Annotated in this window: 19 protein-coding genes; 13 read left to right on the top strand and 6 right to left on the bottom strand. The window is 50.9% G+C overall.

Annotated elements, in window-relative coordinates; all coding sequences use genetic code 11:
- Positions 1-52: 52 nt before the first annotated feature.
- Positions 53-799 carry a ParA family protein gene (locus ABDW72_RS03015; protein ID WP_347156976.1) on the bottom strand — a complete coding sequence of 249 codons (747 nt, stop codon included), beginning with the start codon at positions 797-799 and terminating at the stop codon, positions 53-55.
- A 245-nt stretch (positions 800-1044) separates the two neighbouring features.
- Positions 1045-1539, bottom strand: coding sequence for a SixA phosphatase family protein (locus ABDW72_RS03010; RefSeq protein ID WP_347156975.1), 495 nt, complete (start codon positions 1537-1539; stop codon positions 1045-1047).
- A 155-nt stretch (positions 1540-1694) separates the two neighbouring features.
- On the opposite strand from ABDW72_RS03010, the gene topA reads away from it, so the two are divergent.
- The 3 genes from topA (at position 1695) to ABDW72_RS02995 (ending at position 5665) form a co-directional block, all read left to right on the top strand.
- Positions 1695-4127, top strand: a complete 2433-nt coding sequence (gene topA, locus ABDW72_RS03005; RefSeq protein WP_347156974.1) for a type I DNA topoisomerase — start codon at positions 1695-1697, stop codon at positions 4125-4127.
- 161 nt (positions 4128-4288) lie between these two features.
- Positions 4289-4984 carry an SIR2 family NAD-dependent protein deacylase gene (locus ABDW72_RS03000; protein ID WP_347156973.1) on the top strand — a complete coding sequence of 232 codons (696 nt, stop codon included), beginning with the start codon at positions 4289-4291 and terminating at the stop codon, positions 4982-4984.
- A 219-nt stretch (positions 4985-5203) separates the two neighbouring features.
- Complete coding sequence (locus tag ABDW72_RS02995; protein WP_347156972.1) at positions 5204-5665, top strand: DoxX family protein; 462 nt, start codon at positions 5204-5206, stop codon at positions 5663-5665.
- Positions 5666-5845: 180 nt separating this feature from the next.
- On the opposite strand, the gene ABDW72_RS02990 is transcribed toward ABDW72_RS02995, so the two are convergent.
- On the bottom strand, positions 5846-6151 hold the full coding sequence (locus ABDW72_RS02990) for a ferritin family protein (RefSeq protein WP_347156971.1): 306 nt from the start codon (positions 6149-6151) through the stop codon (positions 5846-5848).
- A 155-nt stretch (positions 6152-6306) separates the two neighbouring features.
- Positions 6307-7359, bottom strand: a complete 1053-nt coding sequence (locus ABDW72_RS02985) for an o-succinylbenzoate synthase (protein WP_347156970.1) — start codon at positions 7357-7359, stop codon at positions 6307-6309.
- Positions 7360-7609: 250 nt separating this feature from the next.
- Between ABDW72_RS02985 and egtB the strand changes: the two genes are divergently transcribed.
- The 5 genes from egtB (at position 7610) to ABDW72_RS02960 (ending at position 13803) form a co-directional block, all read left to right on the top strand.
- Positions 7610-8878 (top strand): ergothioneine biosynthesis protein EgtB, encoded by a 1269-nt coding sequence (gene egtB / locus ABDW72_RS02980; protein WP_347156969.1) that lies wholly within the window; start codon positions 7610-7612, stop codon positions 8876-8878.
- 3 nt (positions 8879-8881) lie between these two features.
- Positions 8882-9889: an L-histidine N(alpha)-methyltransferase gene (gene egtD, locus ABDW72_RS02975; RefSeq protein WP_347156968.1), complete on the top strand. Its 1008-nt coding sequence runs from the start codon at positions 8882-8884 to the stop codon at positions 9887-9889.
- Between the two features lie 5 nt (positions 9890-9894).
- Positions 9895-10989 carry a pyridoxal phosphate-dependent aminotransferase gene (locus ABDW72_RS02970; protein ID WP_347156967.1) on the top strand — a complete coding sequence of 365 codons (1095 nt, stop codon included), beginning with the start codon at positions 9895-9897 and terminating at the stop codon, positions 10987-10989.
- A 795-nt stretch (positions 10990-11784) separates the two neighbouring features.
- Complete coding sequence (locus ABDW72_RS02965) at positions 11785-13134, top strand: MATE family efflux transporter (RefSeq protein ID WP_347156966.1); 1350 nt, start codon at positions 11785-11787, stop codon at positions 13132-13134.
- Positions 13135-13203: 69 nt separating this feature from the next.
- A complete protein-coding gene (locus tag ABDW72_RS02960) occupies positions 13204-13803 on the top strand; it encodes a DUF922 domain-containing protein (RefSeq protein ID WP_347156965.1) in 600 nt (199 codons plus the stop codon).
- A gap of 70 nt (positions 13804-13873) precedes the next feature.
- Here ABDW72_RS02960 and ABDW72_RS02955 read toward each other — a convergent pair whose 3' ends face one another.
- On the bottom strand, positions 13874-15412 hold the full coding sequence (locus ABDW72_RS02955) for an FAD-dependent oxidoreductase (RefSeq protein WP_347156964.1): 1539 nt from the start codon (positions 15410-15412) through the stop codon (positions 13874-13876).
- A 274-nt stretch (positions 15413-15686) separates the two neighbouring features.
- On the opposite strand from ABDW72_RS02955, the gene ABDW72_RS02950 reads away from it, so the two are divergent.
- Both ABDW72_RS02950 and ABDW72_RS02945 read left to right on the top strand, forming a co-directional pair.
- On the top strand, positions 15687-16247 hold the full coding sequence (locus ABDW72_RS02950) for a sugar O-acetyltransferase (RefSeq protein ID WP_347156963.1): 561 nt from the start codon (positions 15687-15689) through the stop codon (positions 16245-16247).
- A 76-nt stretch (positions 16248-16323) separates the two neighbouring features.
- Complete coding sequence (locus ABDW72_RS02945) at positions 16324-16659, top strand: tRNA-binding protein (RefSeq protein ID WP_347156962.1); 336 nt, start codon at positions 16324-16326, stop codon at positions 16657-16659.
- Positions 16660-16677: 18 nt separating this feature from the next.
- Here the strand turns inward: ABDW72_RS02945 and ABDW72_RS02940 are convergent, their stop codons facing one another.
- Entirely contained in the window at positions 16678-17016 is a 339-nt protein-coding gene (locus ABDW72_RS02940) for a DUF4296 domain-containing protein (RefSeq protein ID WP_347156961.1), read from the bottom strand.
- Positions 17017-17152: 136 nt separating this feature from the next.
- Here ABDW72_RS02940 and ABDW72_RS02935 point away from each other — a divergent pair, with 136 nt between their 5' ends.
- The 3 genes from ABDW72_RS02935 to ABDW72_RS02925 are packed head-to-tail and all read left to right on the top strand — an operon-like array spanning position 17153 to position 19974.
- Positions 17153-18034 carry a DUF58 domain-containing protein gene (locus tag ABDW72_RS02935; RefSeq protein ID WP_347156960.1) on the top strand — a complete coding sequence of 294 codons (882 nt, stop codon included), beginning with the start codon at positions 17153-17155 and terminating at the stop codon, positions 18032-18034.
- On the top strand, positions 18027-18938 hold the full coding sequence (locus ABDW72_RS02930) for a hypothetical protein (protein WP_347156959.1): 912 nt from the start codon (positions 18027-18029) through the stop codon (positions 18936-18938). The genes ABDW72_RS02935 and ABDW72_RS02930 overlap by 8 nt, the downstream gene beginning before the upstream one ends.
- Complete coding sequence (locus ABDW72_RS02925) at positions 18922-19974, top strand: vWA domain-containing protein (protein ID WP_347156958.1); 1053 nt, start codon at positions 18922-18924, stop codon at positions 19972-19974. Before ABDW72_RS02930 ends, ABDW72_RS02925 begins: the two co-directional genes overlap by 17 nt.
- Positions 19975-20003: the final 29 nt, after the last annotated feature.

Raw genomic sequence — 20003 nt, 5'->3', positions numbered from 1 at the left:
TTAATCATTTTAATCGAATGCTTGAAACAGCAGGAACGATAATAACAGCCCATCAGGAACTGACAAATTCTTCGGCCAAAGCCCTATAATCTTTCGCCCCGTTAGAGGAGGGTTCATAGTCAATTATACTTTTACCAAAAGAAGGAGCCTCTGCCAGCTTGACATTCAGGCGAATATAGCTGTCGAATATCTTTTCTTTTACGTTCTCCTGCAGGTAGTCCAGTACCTCCTGGCTCAGCTTACGGCGCACATCAAACATGACAACTACGATCCCCCTGATTTTAAGTTTTGGATTGAACGCCTTGCGTACTTTTTGCACCGTTTGCATGATTTGGTCAAGCCCCTGCAGCGTCAGCACTTCCATTTGCAATGGTATCAGCACCTCTTGTGCGGCAGTAAGCGCATTAAGCGTTAACACAGATAAAGACGGCGGACAATCGATGAGAATGTAATCGAAACCCTTTACGTCAGCCAGTATTTTTTTGAGGAACTGCTCCCGCTCCGGCTGCTGCACCAGTGATATTTCTACATCTACCAAATCATTGGAGCCAGGCACAATCCAGAGGCCGTCTTTCTCTACAAGGATATCCTGAATTGTTCTGGTACCTGTAAAAACATCAGCTAGTGTGTCATTAGGCCGGGAAGCTGCTAGCGAATACGACAGGTTGCTTTGCGGATCCAGGTCTAACAGCATTACCTTATGCCCTAACTTGCTCAGGGCGCTGCCAAGATTAATAGTAGTGGTGGTTTTCCCAGTGCCGCCTTTCTGGTTAATGACAGCCACAACGGTTGTTCTCATACTTAAAGCTTTTAAAGCAAATGCCAGCATAAAACCAGCGCCTCTAAACTACGAAATTTCTGTTTAATCCTGTACCAACTCGCAGGCAAGCACATCAACAGGACGTAACTTATACTTGGCAGGTAGGCCTGTACAACAAAATAAAGCTATGTGCTAACGACGGAAGATCAATAGATCTGATTTATACTTCCCTGCAGCGGTGCTACCGTTTTGGCGGAATAACTATCCGGCTTACAAGTATGGCTTCAGGATAACTGTTTGGTGTTGTCGTCCAGCAGGGTGCCGGTAGCAGTATAAATATCCGACCAAACCTCAAATTCCAGTTTCACAGCTACTACTTTGCCCGGCTCCAGGTAACCGATGTGGGTACCACTCAGGTCGCGGGCCAGCCGCGTAATGCCCGGATTATGTGCTACAAGCAAGACCGCTTTTGCGTGCTGGGGCAATGCAGCGAGGCAGCGAAGCAGATCCCCTTCACGGGCGTTGTACAGGCCCGGCAGGTAGCTGATCTTTTCCTCATCAAAGTATAACCGTTTGGCAATAGTTCGTGCGGTGTCATTGGCACGGCGGGCGGGACTGGCAAGTAGGGTATCCACTCTTGAAAATTTATCACGAATCCACTGACCGGTGCGGGTGGCCTGCAGGTGACCGTTTGGTGTTAACTCACGTTCAAAGTCTGGCTGCAGTGGGTAAGGGTCGTAAGTTTCTGCATGGCGACAGATGAGTAGCGTTCGTTGCATATAAATAAAATTGCTCCGTATAGCTTTATTTTAGTGAACTACTGGTTGATTTATGCGTGTTAAACCTATGTTATACGAATGAGGTTGTAATTAATAGAAAAATTATTGGAACTTTGAGCAAATTTTCGCTCCCCACTCCCCTGTAAATATAAAGAATGATAAAAAACTTAGTTATAGTCGAGTCGCCGGCAAAGGCAAAAACAATTGAAGGGTATTTAGGAAAAGATTTTGTGGTGAAATCCAGTTTCGGCCACGTACGCGATTTGCCTAAAGATAACAATGCGATTGATGTGGCCCACGGCTTCAAGCCTACCTATGTTATCTCCAGTGATAAAAAAGATGTAGTGGCCCAGTTGCGAAAGCTGGCGAAAGAGGCTGAAACCGTATGGCTTGCATCGGACGACGACCGGGAGGGAGAAGCTATATCCTGGCACCTGACCGAAGCCCTGAATCTGAATGACAAACAGACGCGCCGCATCGTGTTCCGGGAAATCACCAAAAATGCTATCCTGAATGCGATCAGCACTCCGCGCGGCATCGACATGGACCTGGTAAATGCCCAACAAGCCCGCCGCATCCTGGATCGCCTGGTAGGTTTTGAGTTGTCGCCGGTGCTTTGGAAGAAGATAAAAACTGGTTTATCAGCCGGCCGGGTACAGTCGGTGGCAGTGCGGTTGGTGGTGGAGCGCGAGCGCGAAATAGATCGCCACAAAGCTGAAGCATCTTTTAAAATTACAGCTGCTTTTGATGTGCAGGGGCGCACATTGGAAGCGGAACTCCCCACCAAGTATAAAACAGAAGCTGAAGCAGAAGCTTTTCTGCAAAAGTGTTTTGGAGCAGCCTATACAATAGAGAACCTGGAGCAGAAGCCGCTGAAGCGCAGCCCCGCTCCGCCGTTCACTACCTCTACCTTGCAGCAGGAAGCGAGCCGCAAGTTATACTTCTCGGTGGCACAAACCATGACGGTGGCGCAGCGCTTGTATGAAGCCGGTAAGATCTCCTATATGCGTACAGACTCTTTGAATTTGTCGGAGGAAGCTATACAGGGAGCGAGCCGTGAAATACAAGCCTCTTTTGGAGAGCGCTTTGTTAAGACCAGACGTTTCAAAACAAAGAACGCATCGGCACAGGAAGCGCATGAGGCCATACGGCCAACAGATTTTTCCAGCATGGTAGCCAGCTCTGATCGCAACGAGCAGCGACTTTATGAGTTGATCTGGAAGCGTGCTATAGCCTCGCAAATGGCCGATGCAGAAATAGAAAAGACAACCGTAACCATCGGCATCTCTTCGCAGCCGGAGCATAAGCTGCAGGCAACCGGCGAGGTGATCAAGTTTGAAGGCTTTCTGAAAGTATACATTGAATCGAAAGACGAAGAGGAAACCGATGGAGAAGACCAGGATGTAAAAGGGATGTTGCCGCCCCTTAGCATTGGCCAGCAAATTGGCCTGCGCCAGATGCTGGCAACGCAGCGGTATACCCGGCCGGCGGCCCGCTACACAGAAGCTAGTTTGGTGAAGAAGCTGGAAGAAATGGGTATCGGCCGGCCGTCCACGTATGCGCCTACTATCTCTACGATCCAGAAACGCGGGTATGTGGAGAAAGATACCCGCGAAGGAAAAGAGCGGCCGTACCAGGTCCTCACACTAAAGAACGACAACATCAGCAGCCAAACAAAAACGGAAATTACCGGCGCAGAGAAAGCCAAGCTTTTCCCGACGGACATGGCCATGGTGGTGAATGATTTCCTGGTGGAGCATTTCCCGAACGTGATCGACTACTCCTTCACCGCTCGAGTAGAAGCTGAATTTGATGAGATCGCGCAGGGTACGAAAGAGTGGGAATTTATGCTGGATCAGTTCTATCAGAAGTTCCACCAGCGGATCGAGTCCAGCGAGAACATTTCCAGAGCTGATGTTTCCGGTGCACGCGCGTTGGGAGCAGATCCGGCAACAGGCAAACCTATTATTGCAAAGCTGGGACGTTTCGGGCCTTACGTGCAGCTGGGCGAAGAGAATGAGGAGACCGGTGAGAAGCCAGTGTATGCCAGCCTGCGCAAAGGCCAGTTTATCGAGAGCCTTGCCCTGGAAGATGCCCTTGATCTATTCAAGCTTCCCCGCATTGTGGGCACTTACGAAGACAAGGACATGACGGCGGCCATCGGCCGCTTCGGACCTTATATCCGCCATGAAAGCAAGTTCTACTCGCTGCCGAAAACCTTAGATCCGATGACAGTTACAGCAGAGGAAGCCGTAGAACTCATCAATGCCAAGCGCAAGGCTGATGCGGAGAAGCTGATCAAGGAATTCCCCGAAAATGCGGAGGTGCAGGTACTAAACGGCCGCTACGGACCATACATTGTAGTTGGTAAGAAGAATGTAAAAATTCCGAAAGGCAAGGAGCCCGCTGAACTGAGCTTACAGGAATGCCTCGATCTGGCCGAAGCAACGCCGGAGAAGAAAGGACGTGGCGGCTTCAAGAAAAAAGCCGAACCTGCCGCAGAGAAAAAGCCTGCCGCGAAAGCAGCTACTAAAAAAGCACCCGCCAAGAAAAAGGCGCCGGCTAAGAAAAAACCTGCCAGCAAGTAATTTACAAAAAAAGCCACTCAGCAGAGTGGCTTTTTTTGGTTCTATTCGTGAAAAAAGCTTGTGCATAATCTTCGCTCAAGTTCTCAACCATCTAATTAAAACCTTGCGGTATCCCAATCGGTAAAAACTCAGGTATACATGTTAGCAGCGAAAAGCAACCGATGAAAAAGAAATTGGTAGTTCTCACAGGAGCCGGCATCAGCGCCGAAAGTGGTATTGCCACCTTTCGGGATGCCAACGGCTTGTGGGAAGGGTATGATGTGATGGAGGTCGCCTCGCCGCAGGGCTGGCGTAAGAACCCCGCGCTGGTGCTGGACTTTTACAACCAGCGCCGCAAGAATGCTCACGAGGTAAAGCCTAATGCGGGACATCTGGCATTGGCCGACCTGGAGAAAGATTTCGAGGTGCGCATCATTACGCAGAACGTGGACAACCTGCACGAGCGCGCCGGCTCGAGCCACGTGCTGCACCTGCATGGCAAATTATTCGAGAGCCGCAGTACACAAGACCCCACGCTGGTATACCCGATAGAAGGCTGGGAACTGAAACTCGGTGATAAGTGCGAGCGCGGCTCCCAATTGCGGCCAAATATTGTATGGTTCGGGGAGCCGGTACCGATGATGGAGAAAGCCATTGAAGAAGCCCTGCAGGCCGATATTTTCATGGTGGTCGGCACTTCGCTGGTCGTGTATCCGGCTGCCGGCCTGGTGGACATTGTACCGGATGAGGTACCTGTATTTGTGATTGACCCGAAGATGCCAGAGTTGCGCCACCATCCTAACCTGCACCTGTATGAAGAAAATGCCAGCACAGGCATGCAGAAAGTGGCAGCATTGCTCCGGGAGAAGTATAGCTAACCTCCCACTATCATCCCTACTCTTCATCATACTTATAGAAACCACATAAAATGAGTTTTATACGGTTTTATACTTCTACACATTCTAGCAGCATCAGGCATTATTTGATACTTGCCGTGAGTTGACAAAAGTGTTCCCCACAACGCGCTTCTTTCCTTCCTCATCAAAATTCCATAAATTCCGTATTGCCTACTATCCTATCACCTAATCAGCAAGGAAATGGATTTTAAATACCGCTTAGTCAATACGGCAAGTACCTGGAGTCTTACCATCGTCCGGATCTTTTTAGGAATAGTCATTTTTCCGCATGGCGCTCAGAAATTGCTGGGTTGGTTTGGAGGCCCCGGCCCTTCTGGGTTTGTAGGAGGCTTTGGTCATATGACGGGACTTCCTGCTTTCCTGGGCTGGCTGGTGATTATTATTGAATTTTTTGGTGCGCTCTGCCTTATTCTCGGATTCCTTACCCGTTTCTGGGCTTTCTGCATGATCTGCCTTTTTGCAGGTATCATCCTGACAGTGCACATGGGCAACGGCTTTTTTATGAACTGGGGCGGCAACCAGGCAGGCGAAGGATTTGAGTACCACCTGCTGGTGATCGGTATGGCCTGGGCATTGGTCGTAGGCGGCGCCGGCTACCTCAGCCTCGACAAGGCCATGTCGGACACGGAAAGAACCTTCTAATGCTGCAACAGCTCCCGTTGCCTTTCACCGGTTAGTTTCTGTTGATCCGAAAGGTTTAAAATTATACGATAAGCTAAAAGCGGCAGAGCTCCTGCCAGCCATGTTTCTATGGCAGCAGGAGCTCTGTTGTACAGGTATGGCAGCAAACAGGGCTACCACACACGTTCGTGTTCCTGATTCTTAGTCCTCTGCTTGCTCTCCTTTTTCTACTATATCTCCTTCTGTAAAAAGGATTATTTTCATCATCTCGCGCCATTTAGGTTTCTGTCGCAGGCAAAACTCCAGGTCCATGCCAAAGTGTTTGAACTCTTCATTCTGAGCATTTTTCATGATGGCCTTTGCTTCTTCGTTTTTTTCTACCGAAATCCGCTGTTCATACCAACTGATAGCTTCCGCTTCTTCGATAACAGAAGTGATCATGCGGGCAAAAGTGCGCGTTTCCTGTGATAATTCCTGAGGTGGTTCGTGATACTGATCTGTAGGCATAGTACTCTTTCTTTTATTTAGTGCTAACTGAGTAAACGCGGCTATTTCCGTAGGGTTGTTGCAATACTAAAAACGGATCATTCCCTTACAAGCTGCGCACCCGCCAATACAGGTTGCCTATACCCTCTCCATACTTACCAACTTTAGAGCGGCAACTACCTGTTCCGGAACCATAACTTTCCTTGCTCGATTTGAAGTGGCGACGGAATATTGTTATGGTAAAGCTGGCCGGTGCCGAGTCCCTGCGGCAAAGTAACCGCATAGGTGGCAGTAAACTGGCTGATGGCATTCAGGCCAATGTTGGACTCCAGGGCTGAGGTCATCCACCAGCCGATGTGCTGCTTCTCTACCAGTTCTATCCAGGCAGCGCTGGCTGCCAGTCCGCCCAACAGTGTAGGCTTTAAGATGATATATTGCGGTTTTATACTTGCCAGCAGGGCTTCTTTTGCTTCTTGCGCCTGCACCCCGATCAGTTCTTCATCCAGTGCTATGGGGATGGGTGTATAAGCGCATAACTGTGCCATGTGCTCCGGCTGCCCCTGCCGTATAGGCTGCTCAATGGAGTGAATATCATACTTTGCCAGGCGCTCCAACTTTTTAAATGCTTCCTGCGGCGCAAACGCGCCATTGGCATCCACGCGCAACATCAGGTCCCTGGCACTGGCTACCTCCCGAATCTGTTGCAACAGCTCCAACTCCGAGGTAAAATCCAGGCTGCCAATCTTCAGTTTCAGGCACGTATACCCTTGTGTTAACTTCTGCTCTATCTGCTGCTGCATAAAGGCTTTATTGCCCATCCAGATCAGGCCATTGATGGGTATGCCCTGTTCGCCACGGCTAAAGGTAGTATCGAACAGCACGCCACGGCCACCATGTTGCAGGTCGAGCAAGGCTGTTTCCAGAGCAAAGCACACTGAAGGCCATTCCTGCAACTGCAGTGCCTCCGGCAGCGGCTGGCCTGCCTGCAGGGCTACCGTGCCGCCGTTTACGAGCTGCACCACCTCCCGCAGCTTTTGTTCCAGATCAGGCCGGTCGTCTATACTCAAGCCTTTTAGCGGCGCGCACTCTCCTGTTCCGGTTACTCCTGGTTGTGCCGTATCTGCCAACTGCAGGTAGTAAACCTTGTGCTCTGAGAGGGCACCGCGCGAAGTACGGGCATCAAACTTGAACTGCAAAGTATGGGAGTTGAAAGTGAGCGTCAGACTCATAAGTATGAAGAGGCTACATATAGGGTGTATAACAGCTGGCAAGATAAACCATTATCCGCAAAACTGACGTAAATAGCATGCACCGGCCAAACGCTAGTTCCTTAAAAACAGCTTTTAAACTGTTGCGTTATACTAGTGTTGAAGACGGACCAGGTGTTTATCCTGAATTTACAAAATCCAAAACCCAGAGCAACTTCGTTTGTTTGATAAAAAATGCCCTTCCAGGCCGTATCACTGTAGCTTCTAATTTATGAGAACCCGCACATTGTCCTTAACACATCTCGCGCTTCAGCGCTTTACATCCATTCGCGCCCATACGGAACACATCTGTGCACCTCTTGAGCCGGAAGATACCGTGGTGCAGCCTATGGTAGATGTGAGTCCGCCCAAATGGCACATGGCCCACTCCAGCTGGTTCTTTGAGACTTTTGTGCTACAGCCTTACCTACCCGGCTACCAGGTGTATCATCCCAAGTATAACTTCCTTTTTAACTCGTATTATAACAGCGTCGGAAACCGTGTGCAGCGCCACCAGCGCAGTACGCTCACCCGCCCGCCCCTGCGCGACATTTACGCTTACCGCCGGTATGTAGATCGCCACATGGCGCAACTGCTGCAGGATTTGCCGGAAGAACGTAGTGCCGAACTGCTGCCTGTTTTGGAATTAGGCCTGCAGCATGAGCAACAGCACCAGGAACTGCTGCTCACAGATATCAAGTATATTCTGAGTACCAACCCGCTGCTGCCGGTATACAGGCCACAGGCGCAGGAGCCACAGCAGGCTGCTACGCCCGCAACCTACCTGGAAGTGCCCGGTGGCACTTACACAATCGGCCACCAGGCAGAAGGCTTTAGTTTCGACAATGAGTTAGGAGTACACGAGGTGCAGATAGCGGATTTCCGGATCATGAACCGGCTGGTAACCAATGGCGAGTACCTGGAGTTTATGCAGGATGGGGGTTATAGTGATTTCCGCCACTGGCTGGACGAGGGGCTGGCGCTGGTACGGACGCAGCAACTGGAAGCGCCTTTGTATTGGCTGCAGCAGGAAGGAACATGGTACCGCTTTACGCTGCACGGGCTACAGAAAGTAAACCTGCAGGACCCCGTATGCCACCTGAGCTTCTATGAGGCGGATGCTTATGCCAACTGGGCTGGCAAGCGCCTACTCACCGAATTTGAATGGGAAGCGGCCACGCAAGTATACCCGCCGCAGCACGGCAACTTTGTGGAGAACGGCCTGCTGGAGCCAACTGCGGCCGATCCGGCACAGGAAGGCTTGCAGCAGCTGTATGGCGATGTATGGGAATGGACCTACAGCGCCTATCATCCCTACCCCGGTTTCACGAAAGCGCCGGGTGCCTTGGGCGAGTATAATGGCAAGTTCATGATCAACCAGATGGTGCTGCGCGGCGGCTCCTGCGCCACCTCCGAAAATCACATTCGCACAACTTACCGCAACTTCTTTCATCCGGATAAACGCTGGCAATTTACGGGCATCCGCCTCGCTCAAAAATAAGACATGAGAATTTCATCTGAACACCCCACAGTGATAGACCTTAGCCTGAAAACAGATGGCACGAGCGATACCAACGCCTTTGCACAGGATGTGCTGCAGGGCCTGAGCCAGTACCCAAAGTCACTCCCCTCCCGCTATTTTTACGATGGTGAAGGCAGCCGGCTTTTTCAGGAAATAATGGAGCTGCCGGAATATTACCTTACCCGTTGTGAGCACGAGGTGCTCACGGAAAACAAAGCGCAGATGGCTCGCGAGTTTGCCGGAGATGGCTTCTTTCACCTGATAGACCTTGGCGCTGGCGACGCGCTGAAAACCAAGATTCTGCTTCGGCAACTGGCAGAACGGCAACTTGATTTTGATTATGTGCCGGTCGATATCTCGGGTGATGCCATGCAGCAACTAAACGCCGACCTGCAGCAGGAAATGCCAGAACTGCAGGTGCAAGCCGTAGTGGGCGAGTATTTCCAGGCGCTGAAGTGGCTACAAGAGCACAAAGCCGAGCGGAAAGTGGTGTTGTTCCTGGGCTCTAACATCGGCAACTTTAAGGAAAAAGAGAGCGAGACCTTCCTCTGCAGCGTTCGAAGTTACCTGCAGCCCGGTGACAAGCTGCTGCTGGGCATTGACTTGCGCAAAGACCCTGACAAGATCCTGCGGGCCTACGACGATGCTGCCGGCGTAACGGCCGCTTTTAACCTGAACCTGCTGGCCCGCATTAATCGGGAGTTGGGCGGCACCTTTAACCTGGATCAGTTCCGGCACTATGCTCTCTATAACCCGGGCGATGGGGTAATGCGCAGTTTCCTTGTGAGCAAAACAGAGCAGGAAGTATACATCCGGGAGGCCGGACGGTCGTTTAAATTTGCTGCCTGGGAGGCCATACATACGGAAAACTCCCACAAGTATACGCTACCCCAGATCGAGGCGATAGGTCGCACCTGCGGCTTTACCGTCGAAACTGTGTTCTACGATACCAACAAACAATTTGCGGATGTCCTGTTTTCCGTAACTTAGCAGTTATGGAAAATATTACGTTCGCTTCCGGCGCCAGCTACTTCCGTAGTCCAGGTGCTGCTACCGCTGCTGCCATCGCAGCACTGCAGGAGGGCAAAACATACTATGGCCCTACCGAAGGCACGCTGCCCTTGCGGCAAGCCATTGCTGACAGGTACCCGGACCTACAACCGGAGCAGGTGCTTGTAACCCCGGGCAGCAAGCAGGCCTTGCATAACCTGTTTACGGTGCTGTTGCGCGATGGCGATGAAGTGGTGGTGCCTACCCCTGCCTGGTTTGGTTTTCATGAGCTGCTAAAGTATAGCAAGGGCACCGCTGTTACCCTGCCGACCAGTTTAGAGGAGGAGTATGCCTTAACGCCAGCCATGCTGCGGCAGACACTAAACAGCCGCAGCCGTATACTGCTACTAACTAACCCCGGCAACCCTACCGGTCGCCTTTACAGCCAGGCCGAACTGGAAGCGCTGCTAGAGGTGGTGGAGAATTTTTCGGAACTTTATGTGATTGCTGATGAAATATATGACTTTGTTACTTACGGCCAGTCTTTTACTTCTCTCCTTTCCTGCCAAAGGGCGCCAAAAGAAAGAAGCTTTGTCGTAAACGGTTTCTCCAAATCTTTTGCCATGTCCGGCTGGCGGCTGGGCTACCTGGCTGGGCCAGCTGCTATAGTAGCGCAATGCCTCGATTTCCAGGCAAGCACGCTGGCTGGTGTTAGCATGCTTTTGCAGGACGGTGCCCTAGCTGCTCTCCAAAACTGGCCACAGGACCTGCCCCCGATGCTGGCAGTTCTGCAGGAACACCGCACGTTGATGCAGCAAGGGTTGGATGCTATTCCGCACGTTCGTTACTATTTACCGGAAGGCGCCTACTACTTTTTTCCCGATTTAAGTTTTTATCTTCACCGGGAAACACCTGCCGGAGAAGTAATCAGCAGTAGCATTGATTTGTGCCACTTCCTGCGGGAGCAGTTTAGCCTGGACCTCGCCCCCGGCGATTACTTCGGTGCCCCCGGCCATGCCCGTATGTCCTTCGCGATAGAAAAGCCGCAGCTGCAGGAAGGCCTGCAGCGCTTAAAACAAGCCTTGGCAACATTAGTATAGCAGGCCTTTGAAGTTAGTGTAGCGGAGATGCTTGCAACAGACAGCTAAAGTATAGGGATTAATGTTTTAGCTGTTGAGGAACACCTCCCTACCCTCCTCAGGCAGAGAAACCAGCTGTAAGGAAGCGGAAAGTCGAAGTATATGAGCTAAAGTTAAATTTCGCTTCATGGTGGTGCTTTGGTCTTGCAGGTCAGTGAAGTCAGAAACTGCACCTTCGCTGTAAGTCACCAATCTGGAGATTTGCGCCAGATCTCTTTTTATACTCTAGCACAAGTATAAGCAGCAGCTATGAGAAAGATTCCAGTCCTTGGGTTGAGCGCCTCGAGAGTTTCCGGTACCGAGCTTTTTAGCGAGGCAGCCCGAGGCACGAGGGCAGGAAACGAAAGCAGCGCGATACCCGAGGACGTGCCCTCGCGGGCAAGAGCGCACCAAAGCTAAAGATGCAACAGGACAAGTATAAAACTGCGCATCAAACCACAACTAGCAAGTATAGCTTGCCTGCTAAAGTATAAACCTCAGCTACCAAGTATAGCCAGAATTATAAATTGGAAATAGACAGCTGCACTCAAGTATAACTGGACAGCAATAGCTGCGACCAAGTATAATCAAGAGACTGTAACAAAGAAGAAAACAAGGAGCACTTATCCTCGCTCAACAACCAGCTTTACATTACAGAAGCAACTACTATAACCTCCTCAATACCACCTCAAGCACAGCAAAAGAAAGAATACGACCGAGCACAAGGGCTTGTTTTGAAATTCTTTACCTTTGCGGGCCCATTCAGAAGCAATACCTATGAACACGCTCAGCTATAAACAGCACTTCTCTAAAAACTTTACACTGGCGTACCCGGTGGTGCTGAGCCAATTGGGGCATATCATGGTAAGCGTATTCGATAGCCTGATGGTGGGGCAGATAGGCACTATACCACTGGCAGCCGCCTCGCTCGGCAACAGCATCTTTACCATTACGCTGGTATTCGGCCTGGGCATTTCCTATAGCATCACGCCGCTTATTGCCGCGGCAGACGGTCGCCGCAACTATACGCGTATTTCGCTGCTGCTGCTCAACGGGTTGGTTACGAATATCTTATTGGGCATCTTGCTCTTTATTGCCGGGTATTTTCTATCACCTCACATTACGCAGTTGCACCAGCCGCAGGAGGTGGTAACACAGGCTATTCCTTACATCAATATCCTGTTTTTATCAATGGTGCCGCTCATGGTGTTTCAGGCCTTCCGGCAGTTTGCGGAGGGATTGTCATTTACTAAGCAGGCCATGTATATCTCTATCATCGCCAACAGCCTGAACATTGTGTTGAATTATATTTTTATCTGGGGCAAACTAGGTCTTCCTGCAATGGGACTGGTCGGCGCCGGGTGGGCTACGTTCATTTCACGGGTGGTGATGGCCCTGATGATGGGCGGCTGGGTGCTGTATGGCAAGCGGTTTTATGTGTTCACGAAGTTTATGCACCTGCGGCATCTCTCGTTCATCCACATGTACCGCATCTTTAAACTAGGGCTACCTATCTCGGGGCAGATGATCTTTGAAATGGGCGCTTTCAGCTTCTCCGCCATCATGATCGGGTGGTTGGGTGCCAAGCAGTTGGCAGCGCATCAGATCGCGATCAATGTGGCTTCAGTCACTTACATGATGGCCAGCGGCATAGCTGCGGCTGCCACGATCCGGGTTGGAAACCAGAAAGGTTTAGGCCACTTCCACGACATGCGCATGGCGGGTTATACCAGTTTTACAATGGGTATACTCTTTATGATCGGTAGCGGATTTCTGATGATTCTTGGTAATAAACTCATTCCGATGTTGTATATTGATGACCCGGAAGTGATACGGATTGCCGCCGGCCTCCTGATCATCGCAGCGCTTTTCCAGATTTCGGATGGCGTGCAGGTGGTGGGACTAGGTGCCCTGCGGGGCCTGGAGGACGTACGTATCCCGAGCCTGATCTCGTTGCTGGCTTATTGGGGAATAGGATTACCTGTCGGGTACCTGCTCTGCTTTAAAGCCGGCATTGGTGTGGAGGGCATCTGGACAGGCTTGTTAACGGGTCTATCTGTTGCCGCTATTCTTTTGTTCCTGCGTTTCAAAACGTTAAGCAACAAGTATAGAAAGATTACTGCATAGTATAGCGGAGCGATATGGTGCCCCTGAAATAGCCAAAAAAGGAGCTTTTTACTTTTAGCCATACGATAAATGTTTACCTTTATCCTCCTTCTCTACTTATGGGCAGGAATAGCTACACCCGCTTACGACCTGCCAGCTTTGCCCAATTCTCTGCACCTGCCCGAAATGGAAGCTGCTGTCAGCCATGCCCATGCGGTGGCAACTAAAGAACAACTGGCCTGGTCTCCCTCGCGCCGCCTCTCCTGGAATGATTTTAAAGGAGTGCCGCAGCACGACAACCCGCACCACGCGTTAACAGCAGCAAACTTAACAGTAGATGCGCATCGCAGCCACAATGCGTTGGACTATGATGTCAGATGTGTTTTCCTGCCTTCAGAATCATGGACGAAGAACAACAAGTCAGAAAAGCTGCTGCAGCATGAGCAATTGCATTTCGACCTGACAGAAATCTATGCCCGCCTGCTGCGTAAGAAACTTCGCCTGCTGTCCCCTACCTGCCCGGACTTCAATCAAAAGCTAAGTATAGCTGTGAGTGATACGTTCCACAAATGGAAAGCTGAACAGGAGGCATTCGATACAACATCCAACCACGGGTTACAGGAGGAAGTGGAGCAAGTATGGGCTACCCACATAGCACAGCGGCTGGAGGAATTAAAAGCCTATCAGTAAGCCTATAAAAAATAACAACCTTACCTGCTTGGTGCAGGTAAGGTTGTTATGCTTCAGGTAACCAATAACGCTATATTGGCCCGAGATCCTTTGTAGCCGGTCCGCTGATCACTTTACCGTAAGGATCGTAGCGGCAACCATGGCAAGGGCAGTCCCAGGAGTTTTCGACGCTGTTCCAGTTCACGATGCAGCTCATGTAGGTACAAGTGGCAGAGCTCTGGTGCCGTGCTCCATCCGGATCGCAGTAAACAGCTATTTTCTTCATCCCATCACGAATAATCCTTCCCGTGCCGGGCATTACCTCCATCATGTCATCAACTTCGCCCGGTGTCACATACTCCTTCATCTGAGCAGCCGTACTCAGGTATTTTTTCAGGTAATCGCCAGCTGATTTTAATTTGAGACGGGATGGGTCGTAGAGTGCTGCCCAGGCGTTCGTGCGTTCCATGATCAGATCCGTCAGGACCATTGCCCCGATAAAAGCATGGCTGGAACCATGTCCTGAGCTGCCGGCTACTACGTACTCATTGCCCGCATCACTTCCGCTTCGGCCAATATATGGCAGGCCATCTAAAGGCTCTGTTACCTGCGCTGACCATTCGTAAAGCGCTTCCTTCACCATCGGAAAACGGAGACGTGTCCATTCTTCCAATTCCAGCAGATGGCGTGCGGTAAATTCTGCCTGACCAGTTTTGTGATCTGCGCCGCCTACCAGCAGGATATCATTGGCAGCGGCGTTATCGTCCTGCGCTTCACCTTTGATTAGACGCATGTAATGATTAGGCGCCTCTATATCCCAGTATAAAGCATCAGGCACAGCCCCAGCCGGAATCGAAAAAGCGATCATATAGGTGCGGTACGGAGCTAGTTTAGTTTGAAGTCCACCTCTTTCATTCACCGGCGCGTTGGTAGCCATCACCAGGTGGTTGGCCGATACGGCATGTCCGTCAGCTGTCATCACGGTTAAAACTGCGCCTTGCTTAAAATCTACCGCCCGTGAATTTGTGAATATACGGCCGCCTTCATCCATAAACGCCTTTGCAATACCGGCAAGGTACTTTGGCGGATTGAAGCGTGCCTGATTGGGAAAATGCAGAGCCGGTAAGGGCGAGAGCGACTCTAGCGGTCCTCTTTTGCGGAGTACTACATCATGCCAGCCAAGTGCCTGCAGCGCTTCCAGTTCATTCAGCAGGTGTGATTCCTGCTCCCGGTTATGCGCAACTATGTAGCCATCTACACGGCTAAAGTCACAATCTATGTCTGCTTTATCTGCCAGATGCTCCAGCTTATCGATGGCGCTGCTATGGCTTTGGTAGATGAGCCGGGCGCTTTCTTTCCCAAAAAGGCTGGTGAGTTGCGTATAATCGCCGGCGAGGGTATTAGACAGGAACCCGGCCGTTCGACCACTTTCGCCGGAGCCAATGTTCCTGGCTTCAAGCACCACAACCTTTTTCCCCTCCTTTGCCAGCATATAAGCTGTCGTAAGTCCGGCCAGGCCGGCGCCTACAACACACACATCACAGGTTTGATTTTCATACAAGGGGTTGGTGGTGGGCATGGTTACCTCCTGGTCCCAAACAGGTAGGCTCGCTCCGGTTCCTTTTTTCATAGTTACACTTTTTAGCACTTGTTTCAGATACTGGCACTCGCTACAGGCAGAAAGGCCGTCTGCATAGGATTACGAAGTGGTGAGGCTTATGTTTCTGAAGGCATCGGAGAGCACCATTACAGGTATAAACAAAAAGTGCTATATTAGCCTTTGAAAAGGCTGTAGGTGAAGATGGAAAGGACAGGTATAGTTCAACCAAAACGGAACCTTGGTCTTGCTTTTACAACTTTACCTGGCGTGCTGAAAAACGCTGACGTGCTAACACAGCATACGTATGAAAACAGAAAAAGAAAAGATGCTGGCAGGCGAATTGTATAACGCCCTCGATGCGGAGCTGTCTGCAGAAAGACTACGTACACGACTTCTGCTGAAGGCACTCAATGACAGCAGCGAAGATCAAACAGAGGATCGGATGCGCATTTTAAAGGCGCTCATTCCGAATGCCGGAGAAGGGCTATGGTTACAGCCGCCCTTCTTCTGCGACTATGGGACAAACCTGAAAATAGGCGAGAAAGTATTCTTCAACTTCAATTGTGTGGTGCTGGATGTGATGCAGGTAACCATTGGCAGCCGCACATTATTCGGACCAAATGTGCAGGTGTACACCGCTACGCACCCCATGAACTACAGCGAAAGAGCGTCAGGGCTGGAGTTTGCCAAGCCGATCACTATTGGAGAAGATGTATGGATAGGCGGCAGTGTGGTGATCTGTCCGGGCGTGACCATAGGTGATAGAACGGTGATTGGAGCAGGAAGCGTGGTGACCAAAGACATCCCCTCCGGTGTGTTTGCCGCCGGCAACCCCTGTAAAGTAATCCGGCAACTGGAAGCCTAAGCAGGTAAGAGGCATGCTGTAGTGTACTCTCTATCTCCTCAAATTAAATCAAAACAAATATCTTCCTCCTCAAACTATGGAAACCATTAGCTGGCAGCATTTCGAACAGACAGATATCCGCGTCGGAACCATTGTGGAAGCTACGGACTTTCCGGAAGCACGCCGCCCGGCTTACAAGTTAATCGTTGACCTGGGGCCGTTGGGCCTGAAGAAATCCAGTGCGCAGATCACAGCGCTCTACTCCAAAGAAGAACTGGTAGGCCGACAGGTGCTGTGCGTCACTAACCTGGGGAAAAAACAAATTGGCAAGTATATGTCGGAAGTGCTGGTAACCGGCTTTGCAGATGCAAACGGAGATATTGTGCTGGCGCAACCTGCTGGCCCGGTGCCCAACGGTAGCAAACTGATGTAAGCGGCCGTTGCAGCGTACTTACTTTAGTTTATCGATAAAGCGCCGGCGTGATGAAGGCGTTTGGGACTGAGTCGAATCTTCCTGAATGCCGGCTGCTGCTTTGGCTTTGCTCTCCCTTGTGCTAAGGGTATCAATAATCTCTTCGTAGAGTTGATCCATCTCTTTGAGGTGGTTCAGGTAGTAGCGGTAGGTATCGCGAAACTGCTGCTGCGTAACGCCATGTCGTTTCAGGAGTTCATCCTGTATATAGTTGTAGCTCATCAGCGCCGTGTCCGGGTATATGATCTGGCGTTCAATCTGCGCCTCCGTGGTATGCACATCCGCTAAGATCCGCACCATATCTGTCTCCGGTATCATATCGACAGGCTTTTGATCGTTCTCTGACTGGCAACTGAACAGGCACAGGCAAAATAGTATGCAGAAAAGTCTTTTCACGGATACAAAGTATGAGAACATGTGCTAATTTTAAAGTCTGACGCTACGGCACAAAGCTATGAAGGAGCTTGTACAAAAGCTACGAAAGTACGAGATACGAATCAGAAAGGCAATCACCACGCAGATGCAGGGTGACTTCCACTCCGTGTTCAAGGGCACAGGGCTGGAGTTTGATGACGTGCGGGCGTACCAGTATGGCGATGACGTGCGGGCCATTGACTGGAACGTATCGGCAAAAGGCCATGGCGTGTTTGTGAAAACCTACCGCGAGGAAAAGGAGCAATCCGTCTTCCTGATGCTGGATGTAAGCGCGTCGCAGGCCATTGGTACCGGCAAGCAGCAGAAGATTGATGTGGGCAAAGAGATCTGCGGGGTACTGGCGCTATCGGCGGCCAGGCAGCAGAGCCAGATCGGCATCATCTGCTTCACAGATGTGAAAGAGAAGTATATTAAACCGGCCAAAGGTATACAGCAGGCTTATACCATCATTAAAGCACTTACTGAGCTGCAGCCAAAATCCGGTAAAACCAACCTGGCAGCGGGCATCAAGCTCACCCTCGACATCATCAAACGGCGAAGCATTATTCTGCTTATCTCCGATTTTATTGATGTGCACTATGAGAAAGAACTGGCGATGCTGGCTCGGCGGCACGACCTTATCGTAATTCAGCTGCAGGACCTGCGGGAGCAGAAGCTGCCGTCGATGGGCATTATACCCATACTTGATAAAGAAACAGGTAAGATACTATGGCTGAACACATCTGGCAGCGAGTTTCAGCGCCGTTACCTGCAACAGTATACTACCAACAGGCAGATTGTAGCGCGCATTTGCCAGAAGTATCAGGCCAATTACCTGGCTATTCAAACCAACGAGGATTACGTTCCGCAATTGATTAACCTGTTCCGGCTCCGCAACAAGTCGATTAAAAAGAGTGCATAAGCTAACCTTACTCCTCCTGTTCAGCCTGTCACCGGCACTAACCTGGGCCCGGCAGGTGCCGCCGCCCACCGGCCGCTTCGGCACAGATACAGTCAAGCTGGGTGAGCCGCTGACGTATACCCTCGTGCATCATCATCCGGCCACCGAAGAGATCATTCTCCCTGACTCGGCCTATACCTTTGCACCCTTTGAGTTTGTGCAAAAAACATTCTTCCCCACCCTTACCAAAGGTGGCATCAGCACTGATAGTGTCATTTATACTTTGCGCACCTTCGAAACCAAGCCGGTGCAACAGCTGGCACTGCCGGTGTATGCACTGCAGGGAAGCGATACGATTGCCGTGTATGCTCCCGCTGATGCCGTGGTGCTAAAAAAACTGGTAGAGCAGGTAAACGAACCGCTGCGGCTGAAGGCCGAAACAGGATTGGCTGCTGTAGAGGAGCGCTTTAACTGGCCCGTGCTGCTGGTGTGGCTGGTAGCAGGTGCCGCTTTCCTGGCGCTGATCTGGTTTATTTTCGGGCAGGCGATCCGCACCAAGTATAGGCTATACCGCCTGCGGAAAGACCATGTATACTTTGCCTCCCGCTATGGCTCGCACGTGGACCGCTTTGTAAAAACCGCTGCCCCTGCAAGTATAGAAAAAGCTGTTGCGTTGTGGAAAAACTACCTAACCAAGCTGGAGCGCAGCGCCATCAACTCCTTCACCACCAAAGAAATTGTAGAGTTTTACCTAAATGATGAAGAGGTAAATACCGCTCTGCGCATTCTGGATAAAGCCATTTATGGCAACCTGCAATCAGAGTCAGAGGGCGAGGCCAACCTGGCACTGGGCATGCTGCGGCGCTTTGCCAAAAGCCGCTATAAAACGCAACGAGAAATGACCAAAAATGTCAAATTTGCCTGATGATTTCTGGGAATGGCTGAGCCCGGACTGGTTTAGCTATAGCACCTTTCACGCGTTTGAATGGGTATACCCGCTGGTGCTGTACGCTTTGCCCGCTGTGCCTTTGCTGTTCCTGCTCAAGAATACAGTGCGGCGCAACACCCGCAACAAGCTGGATATGGCCCTGTTTGAGCATCGCTCCCGCTGGCAATGGAGCAGTGTACTGCGCTTTATTCCGACGCTGGTGTTCATCCTTTTTGTGCTGCTGGTGCTGGTGGCGCTGGCCCGCCCGCAGCGGGTGAACGAACAGGTGGAACTCTCTGCCGAGGGCATTGACATTGTGCTGGTGCTGGACGTATCGGGCTCCATGGAGTTGCAGGACTTTAAGCCAAGTCGGCTCGATGCCGCCAAAGAGGTGGCCAAAAACTTCATCAATGGCCGTGTGCAGGACCGCATCGGGCTGGTGGTGTTCGCCGGAGATGCCTATTCTCTGGCTCCCTTAACCACTGATTATGAGCTATTACGCGAAAGTATCAACAATATAAGCTTTAAGATGATCCCCAACGACGGAACGGCTATCGGCAGCGCCCTGGCTGTCGCCGTTAACCGCATGCGCGATTCCGATGCCCGGAGTAAGGTTATCATCCTCATCAGCGATGGCGAAAACACTGCCGGCAGCCTGGACCCTGAAATGGCTGCCAAACTGGCGTTCGGCTACAACATCAAGCTGTACACCATTGGCATTGGCAAAGACGGGCAGGTACCTTACGATATAGATGAGAGCGGCAAAACGCTTTTCGTGGAAACCAAGCTGGATGAAACCTCGCTTCGGCAGATCGCCGCGATTGGGCAAGGGCAATTTTACCGGGCTGATAGTAAAGTAGCGCTGCAGGAAGTGTTCCGCCAGATCAATCGCCTGGAGAAAACTGAAATCCTGGAAAGCCGTTTCCGCGACACCCGCGACTATTACCAGGTATACCTGAAATGGGCCATGCTGCTGCTGCTGCTCTGGATGCTGCTGAAAAACACCTTTGTTACCAGTGTGCTGGAAGATTGATTTTGAGTTTGAGAGTTAAAGAGTTAGAA

The organism is Pontibacter chitinilyticus (genome assembly GCF_039748935.1).
GTDB classification, from domain to species: domain Bacteria; phylum Bacteroidota; class Bacteroidia; order Cytophagales; family Hymenobacteraceae; genus Pontibacter; species Pontibacter chitinilyticus.
This window is presented reverse-complemented; position numbering and strand designations above follow the sequence as displayed.